The sequence below is a fragment of the Flavobacterium sp. genome (assembly GCF_044361065.1).
Lineage (GTDB): Bacteria > Bacteroidota > Bacteroidia > Flavobacteriales > Flavobacteriaceae > Flavobacterium.
This window is the reverse complement of record NZ_JBIKJI010000015.1, coordinates 1-24,442: the sequence shown is the minus strand read 5'-3', so window position 1 is coordinate 24,442 and position 24,442 is coordinate 1. Positions and strand designations below refer to the sequence as shown.

General features: G+C 30.9%; 17 protein-coding genes. 3 read left to right on the top strand and 14 right to left on the bottom strand.

What is annotated here, in order from left to right; translation table 11 throughout:
• The 12 genes from ACIQ11_RS02025 to ACIQ11_RS01970 all read right to left on the bottom strand — a co-directional run.
• A partial coding sequence (locus tag ACIQ11_RS02025; protein WP_396152321.1) for a tetratricopeptide repeat protein occupies positions 1–854 on the bottom strand: 854 nt, incomplete at its 3' end.
• 204 nt (positions 855–1,058) lie between these two features.
• Complete coding sequence (locus ACIQ11_RS02020) at positions 1,059–2,249, bottom strand: aspartate aminotransferase family protein (protein WP_396152319.1); 1,191 nt, start codon at positions 2,247–2,249, stop codon at positions 1,059–1,061.
• A 39-nt stretch (positions 2,250–2,288) separates the two neighbouring features.
• The gene (locus tag ACIQ11_RS02015; protein WP_396152317.1) at positions 2,289–3,983 is read right to left on the bottom strand and encodes an OstA-like protein; all 1,695 of its coding nucleotides are present in this window, start codon (positions 3,981–3,983) and stop codon (positions 2,289–2,291) included.
• A gap of 212 nt (positions 3,984–4,195) precedes the next feature.
• The gene (locus ACIQ11_RS02010; protein ID WP_291242723.1) at positions 4,196–5,467 is read right to left on the bottom strand and encodes an adenylosuccinate synthase; all 1,272 of its coding nucleotides are present in this window, start codon (positions 5,465–5,467) and stop codon (positions 4,196–4,198) included.
• Between the two features lie 56 nt (positions 5,468–5,523).
• On the bottom strand, positions 5,524–5,961 hold the full coding sequence (locus ACIQ11_RS02005) for a Fur family transcriptional regulator (RefSeq protein WP_291242725.1): 438 nt from the start codon (positions 5,959–5,961) through the stop codon (positions 5,524–5,526).
• A gap of 106 nt (positions 5,962–6,067) precedes the next feature.
• Positions 6,068–8,287, bottom strand: coding sequence for a RelA/SpoT family protein (locus ACIQ11_RS02000; protein ID WP_396152315.1), 2,220 nt, complete (start codon positions 8,285–8,287; stop codon positions 6,068–6,070).
• Between the two features lie 152 nt (positions 8,288–8,439).
• Positions 8,440–9,111 carry a DUF3471 domain-containing protein gene (locus tag ACIQ11_RS01995; RefSeq protein WP_396152312.1) on the bottom strand — a complete coding sequence of 224 codons (672 nt, stop codon included), beginning with the start codon at positions 9,109–9,111 and terminating at the stop codon, positions 8,440–8,442.
• Positions 9,024–9,950, bottom strand: coding sequence for a serine hydrolase domain-containing protein (locus tag ACIQ11_RS01990; protein WP_396152310.1), 927 nt, complete (start codon positions 9,948–9,950; stop codon positions 9,024–9,026). Before ACIQ11_RS01990 ends, ACIQ11_RS01995 begins: the two co-directional genes overlap by 88 nt.
• Before the next feature lie 120 nt (positions 9,951–10,070).
• Entirely contained in the window at positions 10,071–10,862 is a 792-nt protein-coding gene (locus ACIQ11_RS01985; RefSeq protein WP_396152308.1) for a TrmH family RNA methyltransferase, read from the bottom strand.
• 111 nt (positions 10,863–10,973) lie between these two features.
• Positions 10,974–12,287: an amidohydrolase family protein gene (locus ACIQ11_RS01980; protein WP_396152306.1), complete on the bottom strand. Its 1,314-nt coding sequence runs from the start codon at positions 12,285–12,287 to the stop codon at positions 10,974–10,976.
• An 81-nt stretch (positions 12,288–12,368) separates the two neighbouring features.
• Positions 12,369–15,392 (bottom strand): amidohydrolase family protein, encoded by a 3,024-nt coding sequence (locus ACIQ11_RS01975; protein WP_396152304.1) that lies wholly within the window; start codon positions 15,390–15,392, stop codon positions 12,369–12,371.
• A gap of 101 nt (positions 15,393–15,493) precedes the next feature.
• Positions 15,494–17,287 carry a gliding motility-associated C-terminal domain-containing protein gene (locus ACIQ11_RS01970; protein WP_396152302.1) on the bottom strand — a complete coding sequence of 598 codons (1,794 nt, stop codon included), beginning with the start codon at positions 17,285–17,287 and terminating at the stop codon, positions 15,494–15,496.
• Positions 17,288–17,413: 126 nt separating this feature from the next.
• Between ACIQ11_RS01970 and ACIQ11_RS01965 the strand changes: the two genes are divergently transcribed.
• The 3 genes from ACIQ11_RS01965 to ACIQ11_RS01955 are packed head-to-tail and all read left to right on the top strand — an operon-like array spanning position 17,414 to position 20,745.
• Positions 17,414–18,397 (top strand): GNAT family N-acetyltransferase, encoded by a 984-nt coding sequence (locus ACIQ11_RS01965; protein WP_353077023.1) that lies wholly within the window; start codon positions 17,414–17,416, stop codon positions 18,395–18,397.
• Positions 18,394–19,473 (top strand): DegT/DnrJ/EryC1/StrS family aminotransferase, encoded by a 1,080-nt coding sequence (locus ACIQ11_RS01960; protein WP_396152300.1) that lies wholly within the window; start codon positions 18,394–18,396, stop codon positions 19,471–19,473. The genes ACIQ11_RS01965 and ACIQ11_RS01960 overlap by 4 nt, the downstream gene beginning before the upstream one ends.
• Positions 19,474–20,745 (top strand): O-antigen translocase, encoded by a 1,272-nt coding sequence (locus ACIQ11_RS01955; RefSeq protein ID WP_396152298.1) that lies wholly within the window; start codon positions 19,474–19,476, stop codon positions 20,743–20,745.
• 383 nt (positions 20,746–21,128) lie between these two features.
• Here ACIQ11_RS01955 and ACIQ11_RS01950 read toward each other — a convergent pair whose 3' ends face one another.
• Both ACIQ11_RS01950 and lon read right to left on the bottom strand, forming a co-directional pair.
• Positions 21,129–22,277: a glycosyltransferase gene (locus ACIQ11_RS01950; RefSeq protein ID WP_396152296.1), complete on the bottom strand. Its 1,149-nt coding sequence runs from the start codon at positions 22,275–22,277 to the stop codon at positions 21,129–21,131.
• Between the two features lie 89 nt (positions 22,278–22,366).
• Positions 22,367–24,442, bottom strand: a 2,076-nt coding sequence (lon, locus tag ACIQ11_RS01945) for an endopeptidase La (protein ID WP_396152294.1), incomplete at its 5' end; no start/stop codon positions are given.

Sequence of the window (24,442 nt, the reverse complement as noted above, 5' to 3'; positions counted from 1 at the left end):
GAATTTCCAAGTTTTTCATAACATTTTCCAATTCTTAAATAAGCAAATGAAGTGGGATCATCTAATTCTATTGTAATTAAATAGCAATCTATTGCGTCTTGATAGTGCTGAAGTTTTTCTAATGATTTAGCTTTTTCTAAGAAAGCACCTAAAAATCTTTCATCAATAAGGCAGGCATAATCAAAAGCCCAAACGGCTTTTTCGTAATTTTTTATAGCATAGAATTGACGTCCAAGTTGATGCCAAGCCACTTCACTATAAGGGTTTTTATCGATAAAATTTTCTAAATATACTATTGCTTCCTGATTTTGGTCTAAGAAGTCAAAACAATATACCACATTGTAAAGTGCTGAATAATCTTCTTCGTCATTATCTAAACATAAAATAAAGTTTTCTTTGGCCAACTCTAAATTATCCATAAATAAATATTCCATACCAATCATTGAGTACACATCGGCTTCATCATCTGTGTATCGAAGCGCAATTCTTAAATGTTCAATAGCTTTTTCGTGTTGGTCTCTTTTGGAACAAATGTTGGCACGTTGAATAAAAACTTCTTCGTTTGTAGGTTCTAATAATGCGATTTCGTTTAAGATTTTTTCAGCTTGTTCAATTTTGTCGTCATAAATTAATAATTCAACGTGAACCAGTTTTAATCCTGTAGATTTTGGATGTTGCTCTAAGCCCAAGCGTAGTGCTTTTTTTGCTAAATTAACGCGCCCGGTATCCATATAATGCAAAACAATATCTTCAAATTCTTCCGAATCAAAAAAGAAAACCTTGTTGGTTTTTAGCATCGATTCGAATTTAGAAAGCGATAATTTGTTTTCTTCCTCTTCTTCATTATGGCTCATATTCATAGCAACAACTTTTTAAAAGTTACAGTAATAAAATTACGTAATTTAATGCTTGCAAATTCTTTGCCAAGTGTATCTTTTGAACAATTTAATTAACAAAATTTAAGTTCAAATACAGTTTTTATGCAACACAGATTTGAGAAATTTTATTAATTTTTAAGATTTTTTGAATCTGTGTTTAAAAAAATTAATATTTAGGATTTAAAGATTCAAAGTATGAACCTCGTCCATAACTTCTAATAATAATTGACAACCTTCTTCAATTTCTTGATTGGAAATGGTTAATGGCGGTGTAATTCGGATGGCTGTTCCTTCAAATAATAACCAAAATAATATTAGTCCACGTTTGTGACATCGTAAAATAACTTCGTTTGTAATGTTTGCGTTTTTTGTCATTGCAGCTAACATTAAACCTTTTCCACGAACTTCTGTTATTAAAGGGTGAACCAATAATTTTCTGAAAAGAATTTCTTTTTCTAATGTTTCAGCCATTAAATTGGTTTCAGTAATTTCTTGTAATGTGGCCAAACAAGCCGCTGCAATTACGGGATGTCCACCAAATGTGGTGATATGTCCTAACTTCGGATTGTCGTATAATAAATCCATATGTGCTTCGGAAGCTACAAATGCGCCAATTGGCATTCCGCCGCCCATTCCTTTTCCGATAACTAAAATATCTGGAACACAATCGTAATTTTCAAAGCCAAATAATTTTCCAGTACGACCAAATCCGGGTTGAATTTCATCTATGATTAACATCGCGCCAACTTCAGTGCATCGCGCTCTAACTTTTTTAAGAAAATCGTTTTGTGGCTGAATAAAACCTGCACCTCCTTGAATAGATTCTAAGATAATTCCCGCTGTTTTTGTTGTAATTTTCTGGATATCTTCTTCGTTATTAAACGTAATGAAATCAACGTCTGGTACTAATGGTCTAAATACTTGTTTGCGTTCTTCAAAACCCATAACACTTAAACTTCCCATAGTATTCCCGTGATAGGCATTATGGCAAGATATAAACTGGCTTCTTCCGGTTACTCTTCGGGCTAATTTTAAAGCGCCTTCGGTAGCTTCTGTACCCGAATTTACCAAATATGTTTTTTTTAAGGGATAGGGAAGATGCTCGGCTAATAATTTACAATATTCGGTTGCTGGATGTTGAGCATATTCGCCATACACCATAACGTGAGAATATTTGTCTAATTGGTTTTTTATAGCCGTATTTACACGTTCATTTTGATGTCCTAAACTACAAGCTGAAACACCAGCAACAAAATCTAAATATTTATTTCCAGCAGTGTCGTAAATATAAGACCCTTTAGCATAAGAAATTTCCATAGCTAATGGGTGAGGAGAGGTTTGCGCTTGATATTTAAAGAAATCGTTTATCATTTTTTTCGGTTTTAGGTGAAGAGTTAAAGGTGATAAAATTTATTGCTTTTTACTTTTCACTTTTTCCTTTTTACTTCCTACTTTTTTTCCATAATCCGTAGTTTCTTTTAGGACGGACATAGGTTTTTTCTCTTCTTTTTCTTTCTTTTTTGTTTCGACTTTTACTTTTTCGTCGATGGCTTTTTCTTCATCAGGAAAAATATTCTCTAAAGAAGTGATTTTTTCGTCTATTCGCCAAATAAAACCTCTAAGTCGCCTTGCGTTTTTTGGAAATTCTTTATCAGGATAGGTATCGCTTAAAATTTGTTTGAAAGAAGTTAGTTCTAAAATTTTGTTGTTTTCCAATTGCATATTGATGCTACTTGAAACGCCCTTATCAATTCCAACCATTTCATTTTCATCGTTATACATAAAATATATTTTCTCTGTATTTTTGATTAAATCTACTTCATATAATTTGTTATCTCTAAACTTTCCGTATAAAAATTGACCTTTCACTTGATTGAAATTGTCATCACTTAACGTATCTTTTTGAACCAAAAAGGCATTATTGAGTATTTTCAATGAATCTAATTTCTCGGTTTTATTATTTCCTATTAAATGAATAACGTCGCCCGTCATTTGATTGTCGGCATTCCAAACCACAGGTCTTCCGATAAGTTTTGTGAGTTGAGTTTTATTATTAGAATGAATGGAATCGCATTTTCCACTCATATCCGTTTTAAAAAACCGAACATTGTTAAAAGCTCTAATCGTTCTATCTTCTTGCGGACCCGTAACCAATATTTTTTTTCCGTGGAGATACATAGTATCCTTTTCTACTAAGGTTTTTACCAGTGCTTTTTTGGTAATAAACATCGAATCTTTTTTGGTACCGCCAATATTTCGGTACACTTCTGCGTAATGTCCGGTAGCAATCATATTGTTTATGGTATCGGTAATTTTTACATTATTGGTAGCTTTTGCGAAATTTTTCTTACGGTCGTAATTAATAATATCGCCTTCTACTTTCCGATTATTATAAACGATATTAGATTTATCTAAAAGCCTTCCAACATCATTTTTAGTGTCATAAAATCCATTTTCAGTATTAATCACATTTTCTTTACTTGTAATCGTACTTGGGCCGTAAACATAGGCGTGTCCAGAGTTGTCGTAAAATTCTAAATTATTAGTTTTTATAGTAACTTGCGGATTTACAACCGTTACTGCTGTTTTGAAAACGTATTTTTTGTTATTTAAATAATATCTTCCAGATTTACTTTTTAAAGTATTTTCTTTATTAAGAATGGTTCCCCAGCTTCTATAAAAGGCTTCTTGTTTGTTTCTGTCAAAGTAAATGGTATCGGTAGTTAAATTGGAATCTGGAGAACGCAAATTCACATTTCCAGTTGCAAATGCTTGAAGGGTTTTTCCATTATATTCTGCATATCGACTGTTCATTACAATAGTATCGCCTTGGTTTAATATTACGTTTCCAAACGCTTTTACATAATCTTCATCGGTGTAATGGTATGCTTTATTGCAATTAATTAATACGCCATTATGTTGCACTTGAACATTTCCAGTAAATATAATGGCGCCCGGAATTTCATTTTGATTTTTATCGATAAAATCAGAATGCAAAATTTTTATCCCATTAGGATTAGAAGGAGTAATCTGTTGATTTGTAGTTTGTGCATTTCCAAACCAAATGGTAAATACCAAAACGACAGCATATAAATATTTTCTCAATTTCTCAATTTTTTGTCAAATTTAAGTAAAATGTAGAATAATGAATGCGTATTAAGAATATTTTATGGTTTTTTTGATAGGTACACAGATTTTTCGAATTTTAATAGATAAAAAATAAGAAACCGCAGATTTCAGATTTTGGATTATCTGAGAATCTGCGGTTTTTATATGTGTAATACTTAAACGAGTTCAGTATAACAAAATTTTGTAACTTATCTTGTAATTGTTTGTGTTCTATCAGGTCCTACAGAAACAACTTTTATTGGCACTTCTAATTCTTTTTCAATGAATTCGATGTAAGTTTTTAATTCTGAAGGTAATTCTTCATACGTTGTCATACCAGTTAAATCGGCTTGCCAACCTTTCATTTCTGTGTATATTGGTTGTACATTTTCTGGTTCAATGTTGTAAGGGAAATGTTTTAATACTTCTCCTTTGTACTTGTAAGCGGTACAAATTTTCAACGTTTCAAATCCAGATAATACGTCACCTTTCATCATATATAATTCGGTAACACCATTTACTTCAACAGCGTATTTTAAGGCTACTAAATCTAACCATCCACAACGACGGGCACGACCAGTAACTGAGCCAAATTCGTTTCCGATTTTTGCCATATTGGCGCCCACTTCATCAAATAATTCTGTTGGAAAAGGTCCGCTTCCTACACGTGTAGTGTACGCTTTAAAAATTCCAAAAACTTCTTTTACTCTGTTTGGTGCAATTCCCAATCCTGTACAAGCTCCAGCAGCAGTAGTATTAGAAGACGTTACAAATGGATACGTTCCAAAGTCAACATCTAATAAAGAACCTTGTGCGCCTTCTGCTAAAATGGTTTTACCCGCTTTTAAAGCTTTGTTTAAATATTCCTCTGAATCAATGAAAGTTAATGTTTTTAATTCTTCCACTGCTGCGAAAAATTCAGCTTCCATTTCGGCTAAATTATATTGTAAATCTACATCATAAAAAGCAATCATTGCTTCGTGTTTGTCAGCTAAAGCACGGTATCTTTCTTTAAAATCAGCCATTTCTAAATCGCCAATTCGTAAACCATTTCTACCGGTTTTATCCATATATGTAGGTCCGATTCCTTTTAAAGTAGAACCAATTTTAGCTTTTCCTTTCGAAGCTTCCGAAGCTGCATCAAGTAAACGATGTGTAGGTAAAATTAAATGCGCTTTTCTTGATAAAAATAATTTTGATTTAACATCCAAATTAAATTTTTCTAATCCTTTAATTTCTGTTTGAAAAACCACAGGATCCATTACCACGCCATTTCCAATGATATTTACGTTGTTTTTATGAAAAATACCAGAAGGAATAGTTCTTAAAACGTGTTTAATTCCATCAAATTCAAGTGTGTGTCCTGCATTCGGACCGCCTTGAAAACGCGCAATAATATCGTATTTTGAAGTTAATACATCGACGATTTTTCCTTTTCCTTCGTCACCCCATTGTAATCCAAGTAGTAAATCTACATTCATTGTGTTGTTGTTTGTGTTGTTTGCATTGAAAAGACAAATTTAATTTGTCTGTATTTTTATTTCTTTTTTGTTCCGTAAAAATATAAGGAATGTGTTTCTATATTAATTCCAAACATTTCTTCCATTGTTTGCTTAATTTGCTGAATACGAGGGTCGCAAAATTCAATTACTTCTCCAGTATCCGTTAAAATAATATGGTCGTGTTGTTTATCAAAATATGACTTTTCATAATGTGCTTGGTTTTGTCCAAATTGATGACGACGAACTAATTTACAATCTAATAATAATTCAATAGTGTTGTATAAAGTAGCACGAGAAACACGATAATTTTTGTTTTTCATTTTAATATACAAGGATTCGATATCAAAATGTTCTTGATTTTCGTATATTTCTTGTAGTATCGCATAACGTTCAGGCGTTTTGCGATGTCCTTTTTCTTCAAGGTATTTTGTAAAAACGTTTTTTACCGTTTCTTGGTTTTGGTTGTTATCCATTTTAAGTTTAAATGAAAGAAATGCAAATATAGTAAAAAGTGATTAGTGAAAAGTAAAAAAAAGAACTAACTAATTGATAAATATAAAAATCCCTTAATTTTTAATTTTATGTATTATATACCCTTGTCACTTTATCAATGCCATCCACAGTTTTGATGTTCTCAATTAACTTTTTAAGAATGACATTATTCTGAACCATAACGGTAATTTGACCTTTAAAAATGCCAGCTTCTGAGCTTAAATTAATGCTTTGAATGTTCACGTGCATTTGATTTGAAATGACTTTAGTAAGTTGATTGGTTAATCCCATAACATCCATTCCGGTAATTTTTAAAACGGCATTAAATTCTTCTTGAGTAGAGTCTATCCATTTGGCTTGAACAATTCGATATGCAAAATTAGATTGTAAACTTATGGCATTCGGACAGTCCATTTTATGCACTTTTATTCCTTCGTTAATGGTTACAAAACCAAAAACAAGGTCGCCAGGAATAGGATTACAACAAGGAGAAAATTTATATTCTAATTTACTTTGTTCGGTTCCAAAAACCAATAGGTCGAGTTTTTCATTAGCCTTATTTTTCTGATTTTTTTCATCAGAAGAACTGGCGCTTCTTTTAATGGTTTTCTTAAAAAAGTTGACTAATGTATTGCTTTTTTGTGCCGCATAATCACGTAATTGCTGATTTTCAATAGCACCAACACCTACTCTGTAAAACAAATCTAAACTGGTTTTTAATTTGAAAAAATTGACCAATTCATTAATTGATTTCTCATTTAAAGTAATTTTTAAATGGCGTAATTTTCGAGTTAAAATTTCTCGGCCTTCTTCGCCAATTTTTTTGATGTCCTCGTTTAAAACATTCTTAATTTTATTTTTGGCACGTGAGGTAGTTACATATTCTAACCATTGAATCGTAGGTTTTTGATTTTGCGAAGTAATAATTTCAACTTGATCCCCACTATTTAATATATGATTTAGCGGTACTAATTTACCATTTACTTTTGTTCCTCTAGTTTTTACACCAATTTCCGAGTGAATACTGAATGCAAAATCGAGTGATGTAGCCCCTTTTGGTAACGATTTTATTTCACCTTTTGGTGTGAAAATATATATTTCTTTTGCATATAGATTCAGTTTAAAATCTTCTACAAAATCAACGGCATTATTGTTTGAATTTTCAAGCGCTTCTTTAAGTTGGTTTAACCAAATTTCCAAACTATTTTCTTCGGTTGCTCCGTTTTTGTATTTGTAATGTGCAGCATATCCTTTTTCTGCGATTTCGTCCATTCGTTCACTTCGAACTTGAATTTCCACCCAACGTCCTAATGGTCCCATTACAGTAATGTGTAACGCTTCGTAACCGGTTGATTTTGGTGAAGAAATCCAATCACGTAAACGACTTGGACTTGGTCTGTAATGGTCTGTAACTACAGAATAGATTTTCCAAGCTATGAATTTTTCATCGTGCAGATTCGATTTGTAAATAATTCTAAGCGCAAATTTATCGTACACTTCATCAAAAGTTACGCCTTGCACTTTCATTTTTCTGCGAATTGAATAAATCGATTTTGGACGCCCTTTTATAACGAAATCAATACCTTCATTGGCCATTGATTGACTAAGGATTTCAGAAATGGATTTTATATACGCGTCTTGTTCTTCTTTGGTTTCTTTAATTTTGCTTACAATATCAGAATACACCTCAGGTTCTGTGTACTTTAAACCTAAATCTTCTAATTGGGTTTTGATATTATAAAGTCCTAAACGATGTGCTAATGGGGCGTAAATATATAAGGTTTCCGATGCAATTTTCGCTTGTTTATAGTCAGACATTCCGTCCATAGTTTGCATATTGTGCAATCTATCGGCAAGTTTTATTAAAATTACTCTAACGTCATCATTAAGCGTTAGTAGCATTTTTCTGAAATTTTCAGCTTGAAGCGAAATCTCTTGGTCGTTTTTTACTTTTGGAATTTTAGTTAATCCTTCAACAATTTTAGCAATTTTAGGATTAAACATTTTTTCAATGTCAGAAATAGTAATGTCTGTATCTTCTACCACATCGTGAAGTAGGGCAGAGGCAATACCTGTTGAACCTAAACCAATTTGTGAGGCTACAATTTTTGCAACAGCAATAGGGTGAAAAATATAGGCTTCACCAGATTTTCTTCTTTGATCTTTATGCGCTTCTACTGCCACATCAAAAGCCTTACGAATTATTTTTTTATCATCGGCTGTTAAGCTTTGATAACTAATACGTAGTAACTCTTTATATTCTTGGGCAATAGCTTTGTTTTCGGCCTCTAAATCTATCTCTGTCATATTCAATTTTTGTAGAATATAAAAATAGTGTTTAAAATTTAGATATCAAAAAAGTTTATTAAAAAATTAGGGTTGGTGGATTTAAATTTTTAAAACACAGATTTAAGAAATTACATAAATTTTAATAATTTTTTAAATCTGTGTTATTTATATCATTTCTTGTAAAAATCTAAATCTTGAAAGTCGTAGCTAAAATCGGTTAACTCTGAAATAGCTGCCATTTTGATATTTGTATTATTTTCCGAAAAAGTAATTAAAGCATCGGCATTAAAGCTGCGATTGAACCATTTTACAGCAAATGTATTGTCTTTGTAAAAGAAAATTTCACCAGCCAACTGTGGCGAACGTTCTGAATTGAAATACATTTTTCCTTTTTTCTCAGAAATGGTGATGTTTCCAAACCAATTATCTTTATAAGTACCTGTGAAATTTTTCGCATCAATTTTGACTTTATTTTTTTGATTTTCGGCTATTTTTGCCCAAACTTCAGTGGTTACTTTGTCTGCTTCTGCAATATTATTTTTTTCTCGTTCACTAAAAATTTTCACATAATCTTTGTACTCAATTTTTAGATAAGCATCTTTTATAGTGTTTGTTATAGCATTAAAAGCCGCTCCCGATTGCTGATTTGTAAGCACAACAATTCCTAAATTTAATTCAGGTAAAAGCGTAACTTGCGTAACGATTCCTTCTAATCCACCAGTATGAGTCACTTGTTTGTAGCCCTTTACATCGCTTAAAAACCAACCCAATCCATAACCAGAAAAATGAGTAAAATATGGTTCTCTTGTTCTCGCTGGAATGATAGTTTGTAATTGCCACATTTCGTTATGTTGTGCTTCTGAAAATAAATTAAATTGTTTTTCTGTACCATATTTTCCTTGTTGCAACTCATATCGTTTACAGAAGAATAAATTCCTGCAGCTGCATCAAAACTTTGATTTTTGTAACGCGAAATCACTTTTAATTTTCCATCTGTTGGTACGTGTGGATCAATGATATTTGTAGTGTCTTTTAATCGTAAAAATGATCCGGCACTATTATTCATTTCAAGTGGTTTCATTATTCTGTTTTCAATAAAATCGCACCAAGATAACCCGCTTAATTTTTCAATTACCTCACCTGCAACAATATACAACAAATTATCATAATCATATTTGGTTCTAAAAGCCGAAACAGGTTTTAAAAATTGTAAATTTTCAACAATATCTTTTGGTTTGAAATTACTTCCGTCAGGCCAAATCATTAAATCGCCGGCTCCTAATCCTAATCCACTTCTATGAGTTACTAAGTCACGAACAGTAAATTCATTCGTAACATAGTCGTTATACATTTTAAAATTAGGTAAGTATTTTACGACTTTATCATCCCAATTCATTTTTCCTTCGTCAACTAACATCGCAATCGCAGCTGTTGTAAATGCTTTACTATTGGAAGCTACACCGAAAAGCGTGTTTCCATCTACTTTATCTTTTTTAAGTATGGATTTTACTCCGTATCCTTTACTGTGAATGATTTTTCCGTCTTTTACTACCGCAACTGCAACTCCAGGAACGTTAAAAGCTTTTAGTGTATTTTCTGCTACTTCATCAATTTGTTTTTCAGTTATTTGAGAAAAAGCAGTGAACGTTGTTAGAAGTGAGATTAATATTATTTTTTTCATTTTATGATGTTTTTGGTTTGTTGTTTTATTTTGGAACACAGATTTAAGGAATTATTAAAATTATTAAAATTTCTTTAATCTGTGTTTTTTTATTGGCACATTGACTAATTGATAATTGTATCATTCAAATCCACGTTGTCTTTTTGCTTCGAATAGTAAAATAGCCGCCGCTACCGAAACATTCATAGAATCGATACTACCTTGCATAGGAATGTTGATGTTTTTGGTTGAATTTTGTCGCCAAACTTCAGTTATTCCTGTGGCTTCTGTTCCTACAACTAAAGCGGTTGGTTCGTTATAATTTTGTGTGTGATACTTGGCTGAATCTTGTAAAGTCGCACAATAAATATTTATGTTGTTTTCTTTTAAATAAGCAATTGCTTCCTCTGAAGTCGCCACGGCAATTTGACGTGTGAATAAACAACCCACACTTGAACGCACAATGTTTGGATTGTACATATCCGATTTTGGATTGGCAATAATCACAGCATCAATATTGGCTGCATCTGCAGTTCGTAATAAAGCACCTAAATTTCCTGGTTTTTCTAATCCTTCTGCGACTAAAATTAAAGGGTTTTTAGATAATTTTAAATCTGATAATTGTAATGATTTCGATTTCGCAATAGCGATAATTCCTTCGGTTGTATCGCGATAAGCCAGTTTTTGATAGACTTCTTTAGAAATTTCTATTTTGAGATGTTCTGCAATTTGAATTTTCAGATTTTCAGATTTTCCAGTTAATTCTGGACAAAAAAGTAATGTTTCTAATTCGTATCCGCCTTTTACAGCCAATTCAATTTCACGTTGTCCTTCAATAATAAATGTTCCCGATTGTTTTCGTGCTTTGGCTTTGTCTTGCAATACAACTAAGTTTTTTACAAACGGATTTTGAATGGAAGTAATTTGTTTCATTTTTAGTGACTAAGTTGCTGAGTATCTAAGTTACAAAGTTATCTTTTTTAAGTATAAAAACAAAGTCGCAAAACGATGTGCTTTGCGACTTTGAAATTATTAATTTGTGATTTAGTTTTTTACTTCCGATTTAGAACCTTCACTTTCAAACTTCCCTTTATATCTTTCGTATAATTCGGTTTGATGACTTTCCAAACTAATTTGTCTACCATCAATAAAAGCGTGAGATAATTTATTGGTTTTCATATCTAATGCATCCCCTTCAGAGATGAATAGGGTAGCGCTTTTTCCAGCTTCTAAGGTTCCGTATTTGGCATCAATTCCTAAAATTTTAGCAGTGTTTGATGTAATTAATTTTAACGCTTCTTCTTTATTCATTCCCCAAGCGGCACAAGTACCGGCATAAAAAGGAATGTTTCTTGTTTGCATACGTTCCATTTCTCCCGCGTTTTCTAATCCAACTACGATTCCTTTTTCATTTAATAGTTTCGCAATTTTGTAAGGTAAATTCACATCTTCATCTTCAGAATTGGGAACGTCGTGCACTCTTCTCAATAAAACAGAAACATTATTTTCTTTTAATAAATCGGCAATTTTATGTGCATTATAACCACCAATAATTACCAATTTTTTAATATTATTTTTCTTTTTGAATAAGATAATATCCGTAATTTCTTTTTCACCATTTGCGTTTACAAACAACGTTTTTTCTCCGCTTTGTAACCCATTCATCGCATCATAAGGAATGTCCTTTGTTTTTTTATCTGAATTTAAATAATTAAACGCATTGTCAAAAAACTGTTGAATGCCTTTGGTTTGCTCGTCATATTTTTTGTTCGATTCAATCCCGCCTGGTTCTGCCCACCATCCTAATCGTGCATAGCTATTAGGCCAACGCATATGAATTCCGTCATTTTCTTTTATCACTGCGTCTTCCCAATTCCACGCATCAAATTGAACCACAGAAGAAGTTCCAGAAATTCTTCCACCACGAGGTGTAATTTGGGCTAAAAGCACACCGTTTGGTCGAGCTGATTCGGTTAGTTTCGATTCGGCATTATAGGCAATTAAACTTCTAATATGTGGATTGAATTCACCAATTTCACTTTCGTCATCTGAGGCACGAACGGCATCAATTTCAACTAATCCTAAAGTAGAATTTGGTGCAATAAATCCAGGATAAATATGCTTTCCATCTGCTTGTATCAAAATATCGTGTTTGCCGATTTTAGTTACCGTTGCATCTGAAACGGAAGCAATTTTCCCATCTACAATTGAAATTAAACTATTTTCTTGAATTTTTCCGTTGCCTAAATGCGCAGTTCCACCCATTATTAAAATCGATTTTGTTTGCTTAGGCGCTGGTGTTTGTTGTGCAAAACTAATTAAAGTAGTTAGTGCTAGTATGTATGTTAATTTTCTCATTTTATATTAATTTTTTATAACACAGATTTTTGAAATTAATTTAATCTGTGAAATCTGTGTTGAAAAATAGTGTAATACTTATTAATTATTGTATTTAGCGTGAAATTCTCTGCATTTTTCACCAAGGGTATCACAGTGGTAATGTCCGCTCGATTTTTTCTTAGGTTCTTGTGTTTTTAAGCCTTTGTTTTTAGCGTCTAACATCAAATTAATTAATTCGTTTCTTTCTTTTTGAACCGTTTCGTTTTTTGCTTTTTCTTGATCTAAATCAAAGAAAATAATTCCATCCACAACTGTTTTTTCAACTGTAGCATAAATGGTTAATGGATTGTCTGACCAAAGCACCACATCGGCATCTTTACCGATTTTAATACTTCCAACTTTGTCATCAACTTGCAATAATTTCGCAGGATTTAATGTTACAAAATTCCAAGCCGCTTCTTCCGTTACACCACCATATTTTAATGTTTTTGCCGCTTCTTGATTCAATCTTCTTGACATTTCAGCATCATCAGAATTAATTGAAACCGTTACACCTACATTATTCATAAGTGCTGCATTATAGGGTATAGCATCATTTACTTCATATTTATAACCCCACCAATCTGCGAAAGTAGAACCACCAACACCGTGTTTAGCCATTTTATCTGCCACTTTATAGCCTTCTAATATATGTGTAAAGGTTTGAATTTTAAAGTTGTATTTTTCGGCTACTTTTAACAACATATTTATTTCAGATTGTACGTAAGAGTGACAAGTAATGAAACGTTTCTTGTTTAATATTTGACTTAATGTTTCTAATTCAATATCAAAACGAGGTGCAATTTTACTTTTGTTTGTATTGTATGCATCCCATTCTTTTTTATAAGCAAGTGCTCGTGAAAAATAGTCTTCATAAACTTGTTCTACACCCATTCTGGATTGAGGGAAACGCAGTCTTTCAATATCCCCCCAATTGGATTGTTTTACATTTTCACCTAAAGCAAATTTGATGTATTTAGGAGCGTCTTTAACTAACATCTCATCTGGATTGTATCCCCATTTTAATTTTACAAATGCAGCTCTACCACCAATCGGATTGGCAGATCCGTGTAATAAATTTGCAGAAGTTACTCCACCAGCTAAATTTCTATAGATGTTTATATCTTCAGAATTTACTACATCTTCAATAGTTACTTCAGCAGATGAATTTTGCCCTCCTTCATTTACTCCATTTGAAATGGCAATATGCGAATGTTCATCAATAATTCCAGCGGTTAAATATTTTCCAGTTGCATCAATTACCTTTCCTTTTTGAGGTAAGTTTTTGCCAATTTTAATGATTTTTCCGTTTTCAATTAAGACATCGGTTTCTTTTAAAACACCTTCTTTTTCACCTGTCCAAACTGTAGCATTTTTAAACAATATTGTTTCTTGTTTTGGTTTTGTACTATTACCGAAAGCGATATTTGGGAAAGTAATTGGATAAAAAACAGGCGTTTTTTTCTCGTCTTTTTTCTCAGCTACAATATCTTTTTTTACTTCAGTTGTTTCTGTTTTTTTAATTGCAGACCAAGAAACTTCTTTTCCGTTTTCTAAAATGGCTTTTCCAGCTAATTCGGTGTCTGATTTTAATCCAGATATTCTAATAAATTTCGAATCAATAGTATCTTTACTTTTAATAACTAAAGTAATCCAAGGATCATTATACGTTACTTTCGTTCCAAATTCTATTTTGTTTTGCAAAATTTTTGCTTCAATTTTACCAATTTCACCTTCAATTGATAAGTCGTATTTATTTGAATCGATAGTCAATTCATATTTTCCTCTAATGTCAGAAGGTTGTATTTTTTCAATAATGTTTCTATTTCCTTGAATCCAATTTTCTTGAATGCTACTTTTTGATTCGAAAATATCTCCACTTACAATTATAAAATTGGCTAAATTTCCTTTCTTTAAAGTTCCAATATTGTTTTGATTGGCAATTTTAGCAGGTATTTCAGTTAAAGCCGCTAAGGCTTTTTCTTTTGGAAATCCATATTCTACTGCTTTTCTTAAATTGGTTAAAAAGTCTTTTGGATTTTTTAAATCAGCTGTAGTTAAAGCAAAATTCACATTGTTTTCTGCTAAAACTTTTAAATTATAGGGTGCTTGATTCCAAAATTTCATATCAGACAACACAACTTGTTCTGCAAGAAACGAGTCAGAAACATCATAAGAATCAGGGAAATTTATTGGAACAATTAGTGTTGCATTTGTTTTTTTAATTTCTTCAATACGTTCTAATTCGTTTCCACTTCCTTTAATAACGTAATTTATTCCAAATTCATCACCTATTTTATCTGCTCTTAGGATATTTAATTTATCGCCAGCATTAAATATTTGAACTAAATTTTTATTTTGATTAAATACATCTAATGAAATATCTTTCGTTTTTGAACCTCCTGCAGCATACCATTTTGCATCGTGATACAATTGTTTTATTAATGCCATACTTCCCATTAAAGAAGAAGGGTAAGCTTGACCAGAAAGCGAACTTCTTTTGAAAGTAAAGTGTTGCGATATTTTATTATTTAAAATACGAAATCCATTCGTATCTTTATCGTTTAATGTCCATAATAAACCTGTTCCGGCTACAATTCCGTCATTATTAAAACTTAAAACCGTACCAAATCCAGTTTCTCTTAATTCTTTTGCGGCTTTTTCATCGTAATTTAAGTTTTCATACGCATTAAAATCGGCTCTAATGTGGTCATTCCAATAATACCCATTTCTTTCAGTATCATACTGAGGAGACCTAGAATTACCCGATTTTCTTTGCGGTTTTTGAATACCAAATTCGGTATACAAATCAATAAATGAGGGATAAATTGTTTTGCCGGTCGCATCTATTATTGTCGCTTCTTTAGGAATTGAAATTTGAGTACCAATTTCTAAAATTTTATCTCCATCAAGGAGCATAGTAGCATTTTCAATTTTAACAGATGACGAAGTATAAATTGTTGCATTTTTTACTAAAATCGGGTTTTTGAAGGTTTGCTTTACGCCATCATTTTTTGGAAAATAATTTTGACTGAAACCGCAATTTATAGCCAATACTGCTATTAAGACATTAAATATTCGCATAGTTTTTGTTTTTTGTTGGCTAAAAATATAAAATATATTTGAGATTATTAATTTTAAATAAGTAATAATTTAATTTTTAAGGATTGTCTAACTAAAATTGATTATCTTCTCAAATACAAATAACCATTTATAGGTTTTGGATAATCAGGGTCATTAAGATATAAAATGTAGTAATATGTTCCACTTGCAGCTTCATTATTTCCCATTGTATTTTCGGAATATCCGTTCCAATCTGGTTTATTGTTGTTTCCAGTCCATAATAATCTTCCCCAGCGGTTATAAATTTCCAATTTAAAATTTATAAAAATATCTCGTAATCCTTCAATAAAAAAGAAATCATTTTGCCCATCATTATCTGGCGATACGGCATTATAAACTATTGGTTCGCAATTTTTTGTTAGTAAATCAAATGTAGTTAAACTATAACAACCAATTTGTGGATCATCAATTCTTACCCAAATGGTTTTCGGAGTTTGTAATGCTTCATAATTATTTAAAACCAGTATTTGATTTGTAAAATTTAAAGCATCTATTTCTGAATTATAGAAGGTGCTTAGATGCACAGTATTAGTTTTTACACTTCCTTCATAGTCAGAAAAGTCGAAAAGACCTTTTGTGAATCCTAAATTACAACTCACAATATCATCAAGCGGATTGAAATTTGGAGAAGCTAAAAGTTGAATGGGTAATGAAAACAAATTATTTGTATCTGATATTTCATTTACTATGCCGTTTCCGTTTCCGTTATCGTCAACATTAGCAATTAAATTAAATTGCAACGGAATATTTGCTGGAATTGTTACTGTAATAGTTCCTGTTTCTAATCCGTCAATTGGAATGACGTTTTGCGTAAAAGCGGATCCAATTACAACATTATCAGCGTAAAAAGTAATTGGTGTATTCGCAGGTAAACTGGCTGTAGAATTGTTGTTTGTTACGGTGTAATTGATTTGAAGTTGTCTTACATTACAACTTAAAGCTGGTGCTGGAAAGGTAATTCGAGCATCTGGTAACTGGCTGTTTAATTTTGTTACAATAGCATTAATCATTACATAATCTTGACCTGAAGTTAATTGAATTAACGCGGAAGTATCACCGATATTTATATTGTTTTGGATGTTGTAAATATCCAAATCCATATTGTATAATTGATTGGAATTGGTAGTAGAATTCGTACCGTTAAAAGCATTATTGGCAGGGTTTAAAGGCGGATTGCTAATTATATTTCCATTGATTCGCAATGTTTCATTCACTTGAATTCCGGAATCGCCTTCCCAAGCTAAAAAACCAATTTTCGCATCCACATTATCAATTACGTTTAACGCATTAAGTCTAACATTTAGATTGTTTTGTAATTGCGATACCACTTGCAACCCATCGTAAATATTTAACTGATTTAAGGGTAATGATAGGTTTTTATATACTACAATTAATGCCCAACCTGCAAAATTAGTACTGTTTTGCGCGTGAAGCGGTACGAAACTACTCACATCTAAATCTGAAAAAGTATAGGTGCCATTTCCGGTGGATTGTACTTGTGAGGTAACATTCGCAAATGCACTAAAATAATTAAACGATTGACTTTGAGTTAATATATTTGAAAAAGTTCTGGTAGCAAGTACATCTGTACCATTTAATTTGACGTTAAAATCGCCAGTTCCACAGCCTGCCCAATATAAATAGGCGCTTTCAATAATGTCATTGGTGCCAAGTGCTAATGTGGCCGAAGATGTTGTTAAAACCGCCGGAGTAGTTTGAAATGAATTTTCAACAGGATTTAATGTATTTCCTACAAAAGTAAAGTCGTATCTTCCATTAAATTGGCTATATAAACCAATATTTTGAGAAAATGAAAATTTTAGGAAAAACACAAAAAACACTAGTGATTTTTTCATCAACAGGTTTTAAAATTTAATATTTATGCTGAATAATTTTACCAAAGTAATAAATTTTACTAATTTCCCCAAAGATTTATGAAGCGAAATTGTTATTTCTCATAATTAGAACACTCAAAATCAATAATGAATACGTTTAAAATAATAAAATATACTTCCGAATATTATAATTTATGGAATGACTTTGTAGCAGATGCAAAAAATGCTACATTTTTGTTTCATCGAGATTTTATGGAATACCATTCGGATCGATTTGAAGATTATTCGTTGCTTATTTTTGATGAAAAGGAAAACTTAAAAGCACTTTTTCCTGCAAATAGAATTGAAAACGACCTTTTTTCGCATCAAGGTTTAACTTATGGCGGACTAATCTTAGATGAAAAAAGCAAACTTTCTGAAATAATTCATTTAAACTATAATTTATTTCAATATTTATTTGAAGCCGGATTTAATAAAGTACAATTAAAAATAATTCCTCCAATTTATAATTCCTTCCCATCGGACGAAATGGAATATATTTCATTTTTATTACAAGCTAAGCTTATTCGAAGAGATGCCATAGCTATTTTGGAATTAGCAAATAAAATTGTGCCTTCTCGTGTTCGTAAAAGAGGCATAGAAACAGGCGAAAAACAACAATTAAAAATTGTAGAAGAAACCTCTTTTGATTTATTTTGGGAAAAACTATTAATTCCTAATTTATATACCAAATACAATTCAAAACCCATACATACTGTGGAAGAAATGACTTATTTAAAGTCTAAATTTCCTAAATTAATCAGACAATTTAATGTGTATTTTGAAAATGAAATTATAGGTGGCGTAACTGTCTTTATTACAAAAAACGTAATTCATCCTCAGTATATTTCAGGAAATAAAGCATTTAACACAAAATTAGGTGGTTTAGATTTTTTATACAATCATTTAATTCAAAACGTATTCTCAAATGATAAATATTTTGATTTTGGAATTTCTAATGAAAATAATGGATTACAACTGAGAGAAAGTTTACATTATTGGAAAGAATCTTTTGGTGCAAGAACAATTGTTCAAAATTTTTATGAAATTGAGACTAAAAATTACGAAAAATTAAATCAGGTATTGATATGATAAAATTCCTCGATTTACATAAATTAAATAAGCCTTTTGAAGCTCATTTTTTAACTAAAACTAAAGCGTTTTTAGATAACGGTTGGTATATTTTAGGTGACGAAGTAAAACAATTTGAAACAAGTTTTGCCACATTTTCTAAATCAAAGTATTGTATTGGAGTAGGAAATGGGTTAGATGCTTTAGTGCTTATATTAAAAGCAAATATTCAATTAGGAAACATCAATAAAGGTGATGAAGTGATAGTTCCTGCAAACACCTACATAGCTTCTGTTTTGGCAATTTTACAAGCCGATTTAATTCCTGTTTTTGTAGAACCAAATATCGAAACATACAATATCGATACCAATTTAATTGAAGAAAAAATAACTTCAAAAACTAAGGCTATTTTGGTGGTTCATTTATATGGACAATTGGCTGAAATGGATAAAATTAATGCTATTTGTGCGTCAAATAATTTACTTATAATTGAAGATGCTGCTCAAGCGCACGGATTAACTTTTATTGGTAATCACACGAGAGCTTTTAGCTTTTATCCAGGAAAAAATTTAGGTGCTTTAGGCGATGGCGGTGCCATTACAACTAACGATGATGCATTAGCAGAAATTTTATTTTCTTTACGAAATTATGGCTCAAATAAGAAATACCATAACGATTTTATTGGAGTAAATTCAAGATTAGATGAATTGCAAGCCGCCTTTTTAAACATCAAATTACCATATTTAAATACTGAAAACGAGGCACGAAAAAAAATAGCAAAACGTTATTTATCTGAAATTAAAAATAATAAAATTGAATTGCCAATTTGCAATAATTTTAATGATCATATTTTTCATTTATTTGTAATTCGTACAGAAAACAGAGGTACGTTGCAAGAATATTTATTTAAGAACGGAATAGAAACAGTAATTCATTATCCAATTCCGCCTCACATACAAAAAGCATTGCAAGAATTTAATCATTTAAGTTTACCAATTACAGAAAAAATTCATCAAGAAGTGCTGAGTTTACCAATGAGTTCCGTGTTGTCAGATGAAGAAATTACGCATATTATTGCTACTTTAAATTCGTATTAATTGTCTGAAATTAAAAAAATAATACAACAACCTTTATTCAAAATTACTTCTTTGAATAGTGTTCATATATTGTTGAAATTGATTTTTGGTTTCATCACTTCAAAAGCGTTAGCCCTTTTTGTTGGTGCAAACGGAATGGCCTATGTAGGAAATTTTAGAGCCTTTTTAAATGTATTGGAAAATTTTTCTTTACTTGGAATTCAGAATGCCGTTGTGAAATATGTTTCTGAATTTCAGAATGATAGATCTAAATTGAAATCGGTTTTAGCTACTTTTGGATTGTTGCTTTTAACTTCTTCTATTGCAATTAGTTTGTTTTTAATTTTAGGAGCTGATTATTTATCCAAACAAATTTTTAATCACTCAGAAATATATAGTTTCGTATTTTACAGTATAGCGGTTGTATTTCCATTATATGTTTTTTCAACGTTTTGTATTTCAGTAGTTAACGGTTTTCAGGAATATAAAAATGTTATTTATATTCAGATTATTTCAAGTGCAATTGCTTTGATTTTTTCAGTATTTTTTATCTATTATTATTCCACAATTGGCGCATTAGTTTCATTAATTTTCGCACCAATTTTTGTTTTTTTTGTTAGTCTTTTTTACTTAAAGAAACATATCCGTTTTCGGGATGTTTTATCTATTGAATTTTTCGATTTCAAAGTAGTGAAAAATTTGTCTGAATATGTGTTAATGGCACTTGTTTCTGGTGTAATTGGTTCTTTCGTGTTATTGGAAATCCGAACTGATATTGTTGCAATTACAGGTTTACAACAAGCAGGTATTTACGAAGGTTTACAACGCATTTCGTCTTATTATTTATTATTTGTTTCTTCTATAATGGCGATTTATTTTTATCCAAAATTAGCAGAAATGAATTCAAATAGTAAAGAAATTGTTTTACACTATTTAAAAACGATTATTCCACTTTTCACTATTGGTTTAGTAATTATTTATTTTTTGCGAAAATACATTATTCAGGTTTTGTTTTCTTCGGAATTTGAATCGATGGAATCGTTGTTTTTATGGCAATTAATTGGCGATGTGTTAAAAGCTACTTCACTTATTTTTGGAACCCTACTAATAGCAAAGAAACAGACTAAAGTTTTTATAATTACAGAAATAATATCGTTGTGTATTATGTATTTTTCTTCAAATTGGATGTTGCATACTATTGGAATAAATGGAATAGTAATGGCTCATACGGTTACTTATTTTATGTATTTGTTAGTAATGGTTTTTATATTTTTCAAAAAAATGAAAAAGTAATAACAGTACGATTGGATAAAATACAATATGAAATCTATCGCCTTGTGTGCTTGATATTCCTGAAATAAAAAAAATGTAACTAAAATATAATGCAAAAACAAAGACAATTTTATTATGTTTTTTAAAAGTTATAATAAAATAAATCGCTAACAGTAACCCAAATAGGGTGGTTAATTTGTTTTGCCATTCTTTTATTTCTGAAATAAGTTTTATTTTTATATCATAATGTTTCTCATTTTCATTATTTCTTAGATTTTGGAGTCTTGAAGTCGCTGTTTTTGTATTTTCACTACTATTTTTTTATAACGAAAGAACTTACTTTTGAGTAAAAAAATAATTGAAATGAAGCATTTCGAGCTATATATTGCTTAGTAAAATATGGATTATTTTGTTTGTAACCAAAGCGTTACATACTTTTGAGCTTGAGTAATATAATGATGTTCTTTATGTATAAATTGAATAGCATTTTGACCAATTCGATTAATTTCTGAGGGATTTTCAATCAAATACGATAATTTTTCAACTAAATAATTTACATCGGGCAATGCATTTACTGCTACATCATCTTCTTTTAAATGATAATGTTTTAAAAATTCAGTTTCAGCACCCGTAAACACTACTTTTCCTTTAGCCATAGCTTCTAAGGCATTAAAACCTTGATCAAAACCATATACTTGGTCTAAAATAATATGTGCGCTTTCAAAATGTTTTTGATATGTTGTATAAGGTATATCTGTAGTAATTTTAACTTCAATCAAATTAGGATAATTTTCTTGAAGAATTACTAACGCTTTTTGAAAAAAAGAAACACCTTTCGTAAAAGAATTTCCTGAATTTATCCCTAAAAAAATAGAAATTTTTCCAGAAATTGTAGTTTCACTACTTCCAGTTTTATCAATATTTATAGGATTTGCAATCATTCCTAAATACTTTTCATTTCCAATTAGCGGTGCAACATAATCCAAATCAGACGAAATAACACCAGAACTATTTTTGTATAAAAATTGATGGATTTTTTGATGTGAATTGGTTAAAAAATCAAAATAGTAGTCATATTGTTTTTTAGCTTCAGGAATACCTTCAAAATAAGGATTCATTACAGAATATTTGTCTTTTTGTTGTAACATATGAGATACGGTCATATAATCTATACCACAACACATTAAGAATACTTTTTTATTTTGCTTGAAAATACGTTTCAGTAAAAACAATTCTAATTTAAAAGTAGTTTGAATTGGTCTTTCATTAATTAACTGAACGACATCAAAGTTTTTTAGTTTTTTGGAAATCCACCAAAATCTAATTCCGTGTTCTAACAAAGCTAAATCATATTTGAAAATTCTTGCCCAAATTTGTCTTGGAATATTTCCTAATTTAGATTTAAAAAAATTGGCTCGTATACTAATATCTGCAGGATAGTTTTTAAAGCCGTCGCCATTATTCACTAAAACAACTTCGTGACCTAATGCCAAAAGTCCTTCTTTTAATGAATTGTGTAACCGACTAAATTCTCCTACAAGTAGTATTTTCATTGTTTTATTTTAATATTTCAAATATAAAGAAAAAACCTATATGTTTTATTTCATATAGGTTTTAGTCTGTTTTGTGAATATCCGAAAATCTAATTTACCTTTTTAAGATCAAAAGTAATAGCGTTTTTTACTTTTTCTTTCAAAATAGCTATGTCAATTACTTCTTTCATCGTATCAACATAATGAAAAGTTAAGCCGGCTAAATAATCGGCTTTTATTTCTTCAATATCACGTTTGTTTTCTTTACACAAGATAATTTCTTTAATATTGGCACGTTTTGCAGCTAATATTTTTTCCTTAATTCCGCCAACAGGTAAGACTTTTCCACGTAAAGTAATTTCCCCAGTCATGGCAATATTTTTCTTAATTCTACTTTGTGTAAAACTAGAAACCATTGAGGTTAACATCGCAATACCGGCACTTGGTCCGTCTTTTGGAGTAGCACCCTCTGGTACGTGAATGTGAATATTATATTGGTTTAATATTTCAGGTTCAATATTCAATTGTTTGGCATTGGCTTTAATATATTCTAACGCAATTGTAACCGATTCTTTCATAACAGTTCCTAAATTTCCTGTCATAGTCATCGCGCCTTTTCCTTTAGAAACTAACGATTCAATAAATAAAATATCACCACCAACAGATGTCCAAGCTAATCCTGTAACTACACCAGCTGTATCGTTATTTTCATATTTATCACGTTCCATTCTTGGCGATTTTAGTACTTCAAGAATATCAGCATCTGTTACTTTTATATTATAGTCTTCTTCCATAGCTACAGATTTTGCAGCATATCGAACCATTTGAGCAATCGTTTTATCTAAACCACGAACACCAGATTCACGTGTATAACCCGTTACGATTTTTTCTAATTGTTTTTTACCAATTTGTAAATCTTTTGTAGTTAATCCGTGTTCCTTTAATTGTTTTGGTAGCAAGAAGTTTTTCGCAATTTCAATTTTTTCTTCAATGGTATAACCCGACATATTTATAATTTCCATTCTATCTCTTAACGCAGGTTGAATGGTTGATAAACTGTTTGATGTAGCTATAAACATAACTTTTGAAAGGTCGTAACCTAGTTCTAAGAAATTATCATGGAAGTCGCTATTTTGTTCTGGATCTAAAACTTCTAATAGGGCAGAAGATGGATCTCCATTATGACTTGAAGATAATTTGTCAATTTCATCTAAAACAAAAACAGGATTTGATGTTTTTGCTTTTTTTATAGATTGAATAATTCTACCTGGCATTGCTCCGATATAGGTTTTACGATGGCCACGAATTTCTGCTTCGTCACGTAAACCACCTAATGAAATTCTAACATATTCTCTTCCTAATGCCTCAGCAACCGATTTTCCAATAGATGTTTTTCCAACCCCTGGAGGTCCGTATAAGCATAAAATTGGCGATTTCATATCGTTGCGCAGTTTTAAAACCGCTAAATGTTCTACTATACGTTTTTTTACATCTTCTAAACCAAAATGGTCTCGGTCTAAAATTTGTTGTGCTTTTTTAAGATCAAATTTATCTTTAGAAAACTCATTCCAAGGCAATTCTAAAAATAAATCTAAATAATTGCGTTGTATTCCAAAATCTGGCGAATTTGGATTGGTTCTTTGTAATTTATAAATTTCTTTATCAAAATGTTCCGCTGTTTTTGCATCCCATTTTTTACTTTTTCCTTTGTTACGCATTTCTTCAATTTCAGCATCGTGCGAAACGCCACCCAATTCTTCCTGAATGGTTTTCATTTGTTGCTGCAAGAAATATTCGCGTTGTTGTTGGTCTAAATCAAATCGAACTTTAGATTGAATGTCATTTTTTAACTCCAATTTCTGAAGTTCTAAATTCATATAACGTAAGGTTTCTAAAGCGCGCTCTTTCAGATCTACAATACCCAATAAATATTGCTTATCCGAAACATTTAAATTCATATTTGAAGACACAAAATTGATTAAAAACGGATTACTTTCGATGTTTTTAATTGCAAAAGTGGCCTCTGAAGGAATGTTTGGACTTTCTTTAATGATTTCAATTGCTAAATCTTTAATAGATTCAATTATTGTAGAAAATTCTTCATCTTTTTTCTTCGGACGCACTTCATTTACTTCCTTTATTTTGGCTTTGAAGTAAGGTTCGCTTTGGGTAAATTCACTTATTTC